The 12,221-nt window shown below is 37.7% G+C and carries 11 protein-coding genes; 6 read left to right on the top strand and 5 right to left on the bottom strand.

The window, feature by feature from the left end:
* Window positions 1-8: 8 nt before the first annotated feature.
* Both AAY42_RS12585 and AAY42_RS12580 read right to left on the bottom strand, forming a co-directional pair.
* Window positions 9-404 (bottom strand): hypothetical protein, encoded by a 396-nt coding sequence (locus AAY42_RS12585; protein WP_055395738.1) that lies wholly within the window; start codon window positions 402-404, stop codon window positions 9-11.
* A gap of 13 nt (window positions 405-417) precedes the next feature.
* Entirely contained in the window at window positions 418-1,569 is a 1,152-nt protein-coding gene (locus AAY42_RS12580; protein ID WP_055395736.1) for a DNA polymerase III subunit, read from the bottom strand.
* 132 nt (window positions 1,570-1,701) lie between these two features.
* Between AAY42_RS12580 and AAY42_RS12575 the strand changes: the two genes are divergently transcribed.
* The 3 genes from AAY42_RS12575 to AAY42_RS12565 all read left to right on the top strand — a co-directional run bounded on the left by AAY42_RS12575 (window position 1,702) and on the right by AAY42_RS12565 (window position 5,621).
* A complete protein-coding gene (locus AAY42_RS12575) occupies window positions 1,702-2,892 on the top strand; it encodes a phosphoglycerate kinase (protein ID WP_055395734.1) in 1,191 nt (396 codons plus the stop codon).
* 119 nt (window positions 2,893-3,011) lie between these two features.
* On the top strand, window positions 3,012-4,619 hold the full coding sequence (locus tag AAY42_RS12570) for a lytic transglycosylase domain-containing protein (RefSeq protein ID WP_055395732.1): 1,608 nt from the start codon (window positions 3,012-3,014) through the stop codon (window positions 4,617-4,619).
* Between the two features lie 12 nt (window positions 4,620-4,631).
* A complete protein-coding gene (locus AAY42_RS12565) occupies window positions 4,632-5,621 on the top strand; it encodes a DUF4837 family protein (protein ID WP_055395729.1) in 990 nt (329 codons plus the stop codon).
* 85 nt (window positions 5,622-5,706) lie between these two features.
* Here AAY42_RS12565 and AAY42_RS18615 read toward each other — a convergent pair whose 3' ends face one another.
* The 3 genes from AAY42_RS18615 to tatA form a co-directional block, all read right to left on the bottom strand.
* Window positions 5,707-5,877 (bottom strand): DUF6747 family protein, encoded by a 171-nt coding sequence (locus tag AAY42_RS18615; RefSeq protein ID WP_313777885.1) that lies wholly within the window; start codon window positions 5,875-5,877, stop codon window positions 5,707-5,709.
* 259 nt (window positions 5,878-6,136) lie between these two features.
* A complete protein-coding gene (locus tag AAY42_RS18610) occupies window positions 6,137-8,221 on the bottom strand; it encodes an OmpA family protein (protein WP_313777884.1) in 2,085 nt (694 codons plus the stop codon).
* A gap of 200 nt (window positions 8,222-8,421) precedes the next feature.
* On the bottom strand, window positions 8,422-8,616 hold the full coding sequence (gene tatA, locus AAY42_RS12555) for a twin-arginine translocase TatA/TatE family subunit (RefSeq protein ID WP_055395727.1): 195 nt from the start codon (window positions 8,614-8,616) through the stop codon (window positions 8,422-8,424).
* A gap of 167 nt (window positions 8,617-8,783) precedes the next feature.
* Between tatA and AAY42_RS12550 the strand changes: the two genes are divergently transcribed.
* Genes AAY42_RS12550 through AAY42_RS12540 form a run of 3 tightly spaced genes read left to right on the top strand, consistent with a single transcriptional unit; the run spans window position 8,784 to window position 12,175 of the window.
* On the top strand, window positions 8,784-9,650 hold the full coding sequence (locus AAY42_RS12550) for a M23 family metallopeptidase (protein WP_055395725.1): 867 nt from the start codon (window positions 8,784-8,786) through the stop codon (window positions 9,648-9,650).
* Window positions 9,651-11,147, top strand: a complete 1,497-nt coding sequence (locus tag AAY42_RS12545; protein WP_055395723.1) for a GH3 auxin-responsive promoter family protein — start codon at window positions 9,651-9,653, stop codon at window positions 11,145-11,147. It begins immediately after the preceding gene.
* A 17-nt stretch (window positions 11,148-11,164) separates the two neighbouring features.
* Entirely contained in the window at window positions 11,165-12,175 is a 1,011-nt protein-coding gene (locus AAY42_RS12540; RefSeq protein WP_055395721.1) for an NAD-dependent epimerase/dehydratase family protein, read from the top strand.
* The last annotated feature ends 46 nt before the right edge of the window (window positions 12,176-12,221 follow it).

Here is a 12,221-nt window from a genome sequence, read left to right as displayed (position 1 = left end):
TGGGCTTTTTATTGCAGTAAAAACACCAAAAACAAAGTTGGAACCAAGTAAATAACTATGGTTTTCGCACCTTCATAATCTTTCGCTACGCGTTGTCCAAAAAGTAATAGTAATAAGGTAATGGCAGATAACATAGCTCCATAGAACGCAAATGGACTTTCCCCCAAGCACAAGAACTCGTGGATTCCTAGGACACTTAAAATCCCTGAGGCCATTTCGGCAACCAAAACCGTTCCCAATAATATAGGGACCATTCCTTTTAAAAATGTTTTGGAAAAATGCCCAGTAAGCCAACTCAGATTTCCCTTCCAATCCACAATTTTATCTATCCCGCTTTGTAAGAAAACAATAGCCAAAAAAATCAACAAAAGAATTTCTGTAGGTGATGTGGTAAAATGTTCCATAGTTTAATGTGTTTTATGCAGCCTTGGTATGGAGAAGCCGCGTTAGTTTAATGGAAAGGTCCGTAAAAATAATTTTGGAATTTCCGTTACGTTCCACGTGAAAAATTGCTTTTTCAATTTCCTCAACAATTTCCAAAATATTGTTTTCATGTACAAAAGGAGCAAACTTTTTCAGGTCAAATCCTTCCAAATGCATTTTTAGATAAACCAATTTATCCGCCTTGTAGTTTAATAGAAGTGCTTGGCGCATAATGGTAATACAATACTGTAAAAACTGCTTTTGCACCTCTCTTCCGGTCTTTGCAACTTCATCACTCCAAAGAATCAATTCTTGGATTGCCCCTTTGTTTCCTTTTGCCTTGAACGCGCTTCGTACCCATTGCACAAACCAACGTTCAAACACCAAATCTTCGGAGTCTTTGTTGACCAAGTCCAAGGCTTTGTTAAAATTCCCATTGGCTTCTTGCGCAATGGAATGGGCTTCGGGTTCTGTAGAGCCCCTTTTAACCAATTCTTCGGAAATATCACTTTCTGAGAGTTGCGGAAAATGGAGAATCTGGCAGCGGGATCGTATGGTGTTGATTATTTGCTCTTCATCCTCAGCGATTAAAAGCAGCACAGTTTTGTTCGGAGGCTCCTCAATCAATTTCAACAGTTTATTGGAAGATGCGATGTTCATTTTTTCCGCCATCCAAATGATTAAAACCTTATATCCCCCCTCATATGATTTTAGGGATAGTTTCTTAACCACATCTTGGGCTTCATCAACACCAATCTGCCCCTGTTTTTTTTCTATGCCAATAAGTCGGTACCAATCAAAAAGATTCCCATAAGGCTGTTCCTTTACAAATTGGCGCCAATCTTCTATATAATGGTCGCTTACTGCATGGGATTTTACCTTATCAGAATTGGAAACAGGAAAAACAAAATGTAGATCAGGATGGGTAAGCGAATTGCATTTTGTATTGCAGGCAACGTTTCCCCCCTCATTTTCTCCTTCCGAATTACTGCAAAGCAGATATTGCGCATAAGCAATGGCCATGGGCAAAGTGCCACAACCTTCGGGGCCAACAAACAATTGTGCATGGGCCACTCTTGCCAAATTGGCAGTAGTGGTTAAATGGTTTTTAATGTGGCCAAGGCCTAAAACATCTTTAAACAGCATAAGATCAAAGATACATTTTTTGGATTCTGAAAGATGTAACCTCTTTTTGTTGAATGTATAAAAATATGATAATCCTTATCAATCTGGAAAGCAGGAAATCTTTACATTTGATCTTGCCAAAATAATATACCGATGAAGACGATTGACGATTACAATTTTGAAAATAAAAAAGCATTGATCAGAGTTGATTTTAATGTTCCTCTGGATGCCGAATTCAATGTTACCGATACGAGTAGAATTGAAGCTGCAAAACCTAGCATCCTTAAAGTTTTGGAAGATGGAGGAAGTGCTATTTTAATGAGCCATTTGGGAAGACCAAAAGGACAGGTAAATGCTGATATGTCCTTGTCCCATATTTGTGAAAAGGTATCGGAAATTATAGGTGTTGAGGTAAAGTTTGTGGACAATTGTGTTGGAGATGAGGCAAAAACTGCTGTTGAAACCCTTCAAGTTGGGGAAGTATTGTTGTTGGAAAACCTAAGGTTTCATGCCGAAGAAGAAAAGGGAGATGCAGCTTTTGCTGAAGAACTTTCCAAAAACGGGGACATTTATATAAACGACGCCTTTGGAACAGCACATAGGGCACATGCCTCTACAACCATTGTTGCTAATTATTTTCCCGAAAGCAAATGCTTTGGATACCTTTTGGCCAAGGAAATCAAAGCGATAGAAAAAGTAATGCAAACCGGGGAAAAACCAGTGACCGCCATTTTGGGCGGAGCCAAGGTTTCTTCCAAAATCACCATTATTGAAAACATTTTGGACAAAGTGGACAATCTTATCATTGGCGGGGGAATGACCTACACCTTTGTGAAGGCACAAGGTGGAAAAGTTGGAGATTCTATTTGCGAGGATGATAAAATGGATTTGGCATTGAACATTCTAAAGCAAGCAGAAGAGAAAGGGGTAAAAATTCATTTACCGGTGGATGTTTTAGCTGCAGATGCTTTTGATAATAATGCCAACACCCAGTTTATGGATGTTACCGAAATTCCTGATGGGTGGCAAGGACTGGATGCAGGGCCACAAACCTTGGAAATCTTCAAGAAAGTAATTTTGGAATCCAAGACCATACTTTGGAACGGTCCAGTTGGTGTTTTCGAAATGGAAAATTTTGCAAAGGGAACTATTGCAGTGGGTGATGCCATTGATGAAGCAACTCAAAACGGGGCATTTTCCCTTGTTGGAGGAGGAGATTCAGTGGCCGCGGTAAAACAATTTGGCTTTGAAGATAAAGTGAGTTATGTTTCTACCGGAGGAGGTGCCATGTTGGAGAGTTTGGAAGGCAGAACACTGCCTGGAATAGCTGCAATATTGAGTTAACAAGCACGTTATAAATTAATGGGAGAAATCCTAAGCAAAGGCATGTTTTGGGCTGAAAGCTTTAATATTTCAGAAAAAAACGCCATTTTAGTTTGCCCCAAAATCAAACCCAATCCAAAATGAACCAAAAATTAAATATTGTCGCGTGGGCGGTACTTTCCTTTTCAACATCCCTTCTCCTTTCTCAAGAAGTGGAAACAATTGGCGTTGAACAAACAGATTCCCTTTCAAAACAACCAATTCAAACATTAGATCTTAAGGCTACCGAAAATCAGATAGACGGGAAACAGGTACTCCAAGTTGTTAGCAGTGAAGGCGAGAACCAACTGAAGGATTTGGAAGAAGCTAGAAGATATGACAGCCTTTGGCTCAAGGAATTGCACAATAGCGCACAATTGTTTAGCGAAATGCTTTTGGAAGTTCAGAATCCATCCCAAGAGGAAATAACAATGGTTGATTTACCAACGGACACCCTTAAAGCAAGATTGGCCAGATTGGATGAAAAAACACCATTCAATATTTCATATAACCCGTCTTTAGAATCGGTGATTAAATCGTACTTAGTTCGAAAAAAGGGATTGATGCAACGAATGTTGACTGCGAGTCAGTTTTATTTTCCGCTTTTTGAACAGGAATTGGACAACCACGATATTCCGCTTGAAATAAAATATTTGGCCATTGTAGAATCAGCATTAAACCCACGCGCACGATCAAGAGTTGGCGCCAAAGGCTTATGGCAGTTTATGTACCCCACTGGAAAAATGTACGATTTGGATGTTAGCAGTTATGTTGATGAAAGAAACGACCCGATTTTTGCAACTAAAGCAGCTTGTAAATACTTAGCTAGTTTATATGGTGTTTTTAATGATTGGGATTTGGCGCTTGCCGCCTACAACTCTGGCCCTGGAAATGTAAATAAGGCAATAAGGAGATCTGGCGGATATAAAAATTATTGGAATATTCGAAGAAACCTTCCACGTGAAACTGCTGGATATTTACCGGCATTTTTGGCAACCATGTATATTTTTGAATATGCTGAAGAACATGGGCTTCAATATAAAAAAGCAGAGCGGCCTTATTTTGAAACGGATACGGTACATGTAAAAAACATGATTACGTTTGACCAGATATCCAAACTTGTGGATATAAGCAAAGAGGAGTTGGAAATGTTGAACCCCGCCTATAAGTTGAACATTATACCCAAAGTAAAAGGAAAAACATATGCACTTAGACTTCCGGTAACCAAAATTGGCAAGTTTGTTACCAACGAAGAAGCCATTTATGCCTATGCGAAAAAAGAATTGGATTCGCTTGAGAAGCCTTTACCACAATTAACAGAAGCAAAAAATCAAGTTAGGTATAAGGTTAGGAGCGGCGATTATTTGGGAAAAATTGCAGAACGATATGGTGTAGGCGTCAGTCAAATAAAAAGATGGAATGGACTTAGGAGCAACAACCTTAGAGTAGGACAACGACTTACTATTTTCCCTAGAAAACCATATACTCCAAATCAAACAGTGGCCAAAACGAACACTTCGAAACCCTCTGCTACGGTAACGTTGGCTAATGGCTCAAAAGTGCATACGGTGCAGGAAGGGGATTCCCTCTGGACCATATCAAGAAAATATCCAGGAGTTTCTATAGAAAATTTACGAGAATGGAACGGTCTTAGTGGTAATAACCTAAAACCGGGCACAAAACTTAAATTGTGCGATTGTTCTTCGTAAATTTAGATCAAGATGAAAAAATTAGGAACACTTTACATCACCATTTTCACATTGGTGATGCTATCATGTAAAGATTCGGGACCAAAACAGCGATTTCTTCCACCATCCACAGGAGGAATTAATTCGCTAATGGTGGTCATGGACACAGAGCTTTGGAAAGGTGGGGTTGGCGACAAAATAAGGGAACATTTTGCGGCACCAGTTTTAGGATTGCCTCAGGCTGAACCCCAGTTTACCATAACCCAAATCCCCCCACAGGTATTCAAAGGAGCCACGGCTTATTCCAGATCTGTGCTCTTCGTAGAACAAGACTCATTATCACTTGCCCATATAAAGACCGATGTTTATGCACAACCGCAAAAAGTGGCTGTTGTAAAGGGTGAAACGTATAACGATTTGGTTGGAAACATTGATGCAATCGCAGATAAGGCCATTGAATCATTCAAAGAGGTAGAAATTGCCGAGGCCCAAGTGCGATTTACACGTTCGCTTTCAAAAGAAAAAGTATTTGAAGAAGAGTTCGGAATTAGTTTAAAGGTACCATCACTTTACAAGGTAGGAAAGCACGAAAAAAACTTTGTTTGGATGGATATACAGATTCCAAAAGGGACAATGAACATTATTGCCTATCAAATGCCATTGAATAGCTTTACAAATGATTCGACCTTTGTGGGTGATATTGTAAAAATGAGGGATTCCATAGGTAAGAGATATGTGCCGGGCCCTTATGAAGATACATTTATGATGACCGAAAAGGCTTTTTCACCATATGTGTTCTCTGCTGAAATCAGTGGAAAAAAAGCAGCTAAAGTTAGAGGTATATGGGAAATAAACGGATACCCAATGGCGGGTCCTTTTTTAACCTATATTATCAACGATAAAGAGAATAACAGGAAACTGGTATTGGAAGGGTTTACTTTTGCCCCGTCTGCAGAGAAAAGGGACTATATGTTCGAATTGGATGCTATCCTAAGAACCGTTGAGTTTAACAAAGGCTCTTAAACAAAGACTACATGTTTTAAAACAGAAAAGCCCGGTGCTCCCCAGCTAACCGGGCTTTTGAGTTCTTTAAATACTTTTGCTTTTGTTAGTCAAAGGCGAAGCCTGTAGCAATTCTATATACAAATGCGTAAAGCACGATAAAGAACATAATAAAGCTAAACCAGGCGAATATTTTAAAATATTTCTGAATTAAAAAGTTTCCAATGTTTCTGAATCCTTCTAAGTAAATTTCTTTAACAAGTAATAATGTTTTCATATGTAAGTTTTTAAGATTTAAAGACAAGGCAAAGATTATGCTTTGGCAAGAAGCTTAGAAAACAAAGGGGCGAAATACCCAAAAAGAATGATGAAAAACATTTCATTTCTTAAAAGCCTATAAAGCAAATCTTTTCATCGTTAAAATGCACAAAGCGGATAACCGAATAACGAGTGAAAATACCGATGTAATGTAGTTTATAAGAAACAGGGCATAAAAAAGCCCCAAATAGGGGCCTTTGTTCTTTGCGATGTGATAGTTACATTTCCACTATTATGAATTCGGAACGTCTATTTTGTCTGTGCTTGGTTATTGCACACCTGGTGCCATCAGAACATCCATTTAAGAGCTGCTCTTCCCCATAGCCAATTGCACTTTGTATTCTGGATGCATCAATTCCCTGGGAAATAATATAGTCCCGTGTAGATTTTGCCCGTTTGTCTGATAGGTACTTGTTGTACGCTTTGCTTCCAATGGCATCTGTATGGGATTCTATCTTGATGACCATATTGGGATACTGTGTCATTACCTCTACCAGTTTGTCCAACTCTTCGGAAGCCTGCTTTTTAATATTGAACCTGTCAAAATCAAAATAAATGGTTTCTGTTTCAATCTTTAGTACTCCCTCTTCTTCAACAATTTCGTTTAGTTGTTTCAGGGATTGTGTTATACCAACAGTTATATTGTTCTTGGTAGAAATTGAAGTTGTTCCTTCAAAATAACCTTTTTTGGTGGTTTTAACAGTGTAGTTGGATTCTGGTTTGAGGTTTTCAAAGACAAAAGTTCCATCTAGTAAGGTTTTCGATTCAGCAATCTTAACGTTATCCTTATTAAATAATGTTACAATTGCATCAGCCAGCTTTTCTCCGGTTGCATCATCCTCGGCTGAGCCTGAAATGACATTAAGGTTTATAATGTTTTTAAAGGAATAAATATCATCATCCCCTTTTCCACCTTTTCTATTGGAGGCAAAATAGCCTTTTTGATTGTTTTCATCAATAATATATGAAAAATCGTCTCTACTACTATTAATGGGCTCACCTACATTGACACCTACACTAAAAGAATCATTTATGTAATCTGCTTTGTAAATATCCAGACCTCCAACACCCATTTCTCTATCAGAAGAAAAGTATAAAGTGTTTTCTGTAATATATGGGAACATTTCTTTTTTATCTGTATTGATGGTTCTTCCCAAATTTTTTGGCTCCGAAAAAGCACCATTTTCCAAAATATCCACAGCGTATACATCGGTTAAACCAAAACCCCCTGGTCTATCAGATACAAAATAAAGCTTTTTGCCATCTGGACTGACGGAAGGATGGCCCGTTGAAAAGTTCTCACTATTAAAAGAAACCTCTACCGCACTGGTCCATTCACCATCTACTAGCTTGGATTGATAGATTTTTAGGTGATTTATACCGTTTTTTCCTCGTTTCAGCTTTTTCCCATAATTGTTTCGGGTAAAATAGATAGTCTTTTGATCTGGTGAGAAAGCAACCGAGGCCTCGTGATATTTTGTGTTGATCTTTTTCGAGAATTTCTTTGGACTTGTTAAATCTTCTCCATCACCATCGGCTCTGGCAACATAAAGATCTAAATAAGGTTGATTGTTCCATCTGTACTTCCGTGTGGTTAAAAATGACGAATCATGCGCAGATGAAAAAACGACCTCTGAATCATTATGGAACATTGGGGAAAAGTCAGAATATGGTGAATTAATGGCCAAATTCTTGATTTCGACCAAGGCAGGCTCGTCAAAGGTAAAATGACTTTCAGAAAGCTCTTTGAGTGGTTTGCCGTTTTTCTGCCTAAACAGTTTGGTGAGCTTGGCTGCTCTCCTATACTTTCCCGTTCCTTTTAAGGTGTGGGCGTATTTAAAAAACTTTTCCTCAGAAATGTCTTCGTTGAAAGTTTCATATAGTTCATGGTACCATTTGTAGGACTTTTCAAGGTTACCACTATAGTAATGGGAATCACCTGCTTTAGAAAGAAGCTCAAAAGTATGGGGAGCGTCGCTTTTTTCAAGTACCAAGTCATAAACTCCGGCTGCTTCGGCATACCACATTTTGTCGTAGTATTCGTCTGCTTTTTTGATAAGTTTCTCAATAGAACCACTTTTGCTAAAAAACTTGGATAATTGCCTGTTGTTCAAACCAGCAAGTTTTTTTACAAATACATCTTGGGAAGAAGTGCTTTTCTGGACATCCCCCGTGTTGATGGACAATTCTTCATCTTCAAATTGTAACATGGAAACCTCTTGGGACCGAAGTCCAAGGGAAAGTAAAAAGAATATAATTAAAATGAGTCTTCTCATAACCACTCCATCTACACTGATTGTCATCAGGTGATTGATTATACGTTGTATGTAAAACGCAGCACTAATATCAAACGCTAAAATAAGTTAAGGTACTAGCGTGTATAATTTTTTGTTGTGAAAGAAGATATTTGTGGCATGTAAAAGAGGAAAACTGTAGTTTTTCATCGATAAGGCCCTTTAAATACAGGTAATTTCAATGTAAGAAAATCTACACAAAAAATATTTTAGGCTTCAGGTTCCTTGCCTCCTTCTAGCTTTTCGTCCTCTTTTGAAGCATCTTTGAACTCTTTGATACCACTACCTAAACCTCGCATGAGTTCAGGAATTTTTTTGCCTCCAAAAAGCAAGAGAACAACTACTACAATGAGAACAATTTGCCAAGGTCCCAACATGCCGAGAGTAAAAATATGAGCAATCATAACGTATGTGCCTTTATGTGAATGGTAAAATTACTAAAAAAGAACCTAAAGGCTCCATGCAGATAACGAAAATTAGTATTTCAAATTGCTTTGGGATGTAATTCAGGAGAATTACATTTTAAAAAGCTTAACATGAAAATAAAAATCTAAAGTTATCTTTGTTCATTATGGCAAAGGACAAGAAGAGAAAAGAGATAAAAAGAAAACTGCTCCATAAGTATCGCTTGGTCATACTTAATGAAAATACGTTTGAAGAAAAAATCTCATTCAAACTTAGCAGGTTGAACGTATTTGTTACCGGAAGCCTTTTTATAATTGTATTGATAGGTCTTACCAGCCTTCTTATCGCTTTTACCCCGCTTAGAGAGTATATTCCGGGATACTCGTCTACCAGATTGAAGAGACAGGCCACGGAACTTACCTATAAAACGGATTCTTTAGTAACGGTTTTGAATTATACTAATCGGTATTTAGATAATGTGCGGTTGGTTTTGCGTGGAGATATCGAAAATAATGAAACAAATAGGGACTCACTTTTTGAAAAATTCAAGTTAGATCCATCATCAGTTGATCTAACGCCAATAAGAGAAGATTTATTACTGCGCGAAGAGGTTGAGTTAGAAGATAAGTACAATCTCTTTGAACGAAATGTTGAGAATGTGGAAACCTTATTGTTCTCGCCACTCAACGGTACTATATCACAAAACTTCGACCCAAAGACAAAACACTATGCTGTAGATGTAGTGGCACCAAAAGGAACGCCTGTAAAATCCATAACCAATGGCACTGTACTTTTTTCGGAATGGACTTCGGAAACGGGCTATGTAATAATCGTCAAACATTTAAATAACCTTACCTCAGTCTACAAGCACAATGGCTCTTTGAGCAAATCCCAGGGAGACTTAGTAAGGGCAGGTGAAGTTATAGCTTCAATCGGAGATACGGGCGAATTAACTACTGGACCTCATTTACATTTTGAACTATGGGATAAAGGAAAGCCTGTGAACCCATTAAATTACATTGATTTCAATTAAATGTCATTAAAAGCATTTGCGGCAAAACTTTTTGCCAAAAACATTTCTCTAAAAACCGCTAAGTGGGTCAATGAGCCTATAAAGACCCAACAAAAGGTTTTTCAACACCTTATCGCGACAGCTAAAAAAACAAAGTTTGGCAGAGACCATCATTTTGATGGCATCACGACCTATGAGGAATTTGCAAAAAAGGTGCCTATACGGGATTATGAGGAATTAAAAGAGTATGTTCAGAACATTATTAATGGAGAAAATGATGTGTTATGGCCAGGAAAACCTGAATATTTTGCCAAAACTTCAGGAACTACATCTGGCGCTAAATATATTCCAATTACAAAGGAATCCATTAAACATCAGGTGGAGGCATCACGAAATGCGATTTTGAATTATATTCATGAAACCGGTAATACTGGTTTTGTTAATGGACGCATGATTTTTCTACAAGGAAGTCCTGTTCTTGAGGAAAAAGGAGGTATTAAATTGGGAAGGCTTTCTGGAATATCTGCCCACTATATTCCTAGCTATCTACAAAAAAACAGATTGCCCAGCTGGGAAACTAATTGTATTGAAGACTGGGAAACTAAGGTTGATAAGATAATAGAAGAGACTGAAAATGAGAATATGACAGTAATTGCCGGAATTCCTTCATGGGTACAGATGTATTTTGAAAGGCTTAATGCTAAGTCCGGAAAAAAAGTGGGAGAACTTTTCAAAAACTTCAAATTGTTCATTTACGGAGGAGTCAATTACGAACCATACAGGGCCAAATTTGAAAATTTAATTGGAAGAAAGGTTGATAGCATTGAATTGTTTCCTGCGAGCGAGGGATTTTTTGCCTATCAAGACTCTCAACAAGAAGAAGGCATGCTCTTGCTGCTGGATTCTGGGATTTTCTATGAATTTGTAAAAGCAGACAACTTTTTTGATGAAACTCCGAAGAGAGTTACTATTGCTGATGTTGAGCTACATGTGGACTATGTCATGATTATTTCAACAAATGCAGGGCTGTGGGCGTATAATCTTGGAGATACCGTTCGGTTTATTTCTTTACAACCGTACAAGATTGTTGTTTCCGGAAGAATAAAACATTTTATATCAGCCTTTGGTGAACATGTTATAGCAAAGGAGGTTGAAGAGGCTCTAAAAATAGCCGTGGATCAAACGGACGCACTTGTAAATGAATTCACCGTAGCCCCGCAAACCTCTCCCAAAAATGGAGAATTACCCTATCATGAATGGTTTATCGAATTTGAAAAACCTCCAACCAATCTTAATAAATTTTCCAATTGTATAGAAGAAAGTATGAAAACGCAGAACAGTTATTATTATGATTTATTGGAAGGCAAGATATTGCAGGAGTTAAAGATCACACAAATTAAACCTGGTGGCTTTCTGCAGTATATGAAAACAGTGGGCAAATTAGGAGGTCAAAATAAAGTTCAACGACTGGCCAATGACAGGAAGGTTGTAGATGACTTGTCAAAATATAAGTACTAACGGATATATTGTGAGATATGAAAATAATGGTTACTGGTTGTGCAGGATTTATTGGTTTTCACGTAACAAAACGTCTTCTTAAAGAAGGACATATAGTTCTTGGCTTGGATAACATCAATAACTATTACAATGTAAACCTAAAATATGATAGGCTTTTGGAGCTCGGTATTTCAACAGATTTAATTGCTGAAGATAGAGAGGTTCAAAGTGATAAACTAACGGGGCTTACTTTTGTAAAGATGGATATTTCTAATTATCCCGGTCTAGTTTCGTTATTTAAAAATCAAAAATTCGATACAATTATTCATTTAGCCGCTCAGGGAGGGGTGCGTTATTCATTAGAAAATCCTTTTGTATATGTACAATCCAACCTAGTTGGTTTTGCCAATATATTGGAAATCTGCAGGCAACATAGAATTGAACATTTAATTTATGCTTCAAGCTCATCAGTTTACGGAAATAGCCAAAAGATTCCTTTTAAAGAAAATGACAATGTAGATTATCCTGTAAGTTTGTATGCCGCAACCAAAAAAAGTAATGAACTAATGGCGCATTCGTATTCGCACCTCTATGGATTTCAAACAACAGGGCTACGTTTTTTTACGGTATACGGTCCATGGGGAAGACCCGATATGGCACCTTTTCTCTTTGCAAAAGCCATGGCAAATGGAAAGCAGATAAATATCTTTAACAATGGAGACATGAAGCGTGATTTTACCTACATAGATGATATTGTGGAGGGTGTGGTCAAATGCATAGATTATAAAATAAACAAAAAACCAGCCTACAACATCTTTAACATTGGCAATTCAAAACCTGTGAAGCTGTTGGATTTTGTGACCTATATGGAAGAAGAGTTTGGCTTTAAGGCAAACAAAAAAATGTTACCTATGCAACCTGGAGACGTAAAGACTACATACGCGGATACATCGCAATTGGAAAACGAAATGGGATATGTTCCCAAAACTGATTTAAAAGACGGACTTGCTAAGTTTGTAAGATGGTATAAAGAGTACTTCAAGAACTAACAGACATACAATCTTATAATAATCACAACTAAATTTTTAGGGGAAT

The organism is Flagellimonas eckloniae (genome assembly GCF_001413955.1).
Lineage (GTDB): Bacteria > Bacteroidota > Bacteroidia > Flavobacteriales > Flavobacteriaceae > Flagellimonas > Flagellimonas eckloniae.
This window is presented reverse-complemented; position numbering and strand designations above follow the sequence as displayed.

What these genes read in the sequence shown, in the direction of transcription:
- AAY42_RS12585 (WP_055395738.1), bottom strand. Translation starts at nt 404, where the DNA reads ATGGAACATTTTACCACATCACCTACAGAAATTCTTTTGTTGATTTTT.
- AAY42_RS12580 (WP_055395736.1), bottom strand. Translation starts at nt 1,569, where the DNA reads ATGCTGTTTAAAGATGTTTTAGGCCTTGGCCACATTAAAAACCATTTA.
- AAY42_RS12575 (WP_055395734.1), top strand. Translation starts at nt 1,702, where the DNA reads ATGAAGACGATTGACGATTACAATTTTGAAAATAAAAAAGCATTGATC.
- AAY42_RS12570 (WP_055395732.1), top strand. Translation starts at nt 3,012, where the DNA reads ATGAACCAAAAATTAAATATTGTCGCGTGGGCGGTACTTTCCTTTTCA.
- AAY42_RS12565 (WP_055395729.1), top strand. Translation starts at nt 4,632, where the DNA reads ATGAAAAAATTAGGAACACTTTACATCACCATTTTCACATTGGTGATG.
- AAY42_RS18615 (WP_313777885.1), bottom strand. Translation starts at nt 5,877, where the DNA reads ATGAAAACATTATTACTTGTTAAAGAAATTTACTTAGAAGGATTCAGA.
- AAY42_RS18610 (WP_313777884.1), bottom strand. Translation starts at nt 8,221, where the DNA reads ATGACAATCAGTGTAGATGGAGTGGTTATGAGAAGACTCATTTTAATT.
- tatA (WP_055395727.1), bottom strand. Translation starts at nt 8,616, where the DNA reads ATGATTGCTCATATTTTTACTCTCGGCATGTTGGGACCTTGGCAAATT.
- AAY42_RS12550 (WP_055395725.1), top strand. Translation starts at nt 8,784, where the DNA reads ATGGCAAAGGACAAGAAGAGAAAAGAGATAAAAAGAAAACTGCTCCAT.
- AAY42_RS12545 (WP_055395723.1), top strand. Translation starts at nt 9,651, where the DNA reads ATGTCATTAAAAGCATTTGCGGCAAAACTTTTTGCCAAAAACATTTCT.
- AAY42_RS12540 (WP_055395721.1), top strand. Translation starts at nt 11,165, where the DNA reads ATGAAAATAATGGTTACTGGTTGTGCAGGATTTATTGGTTTTCACGTA.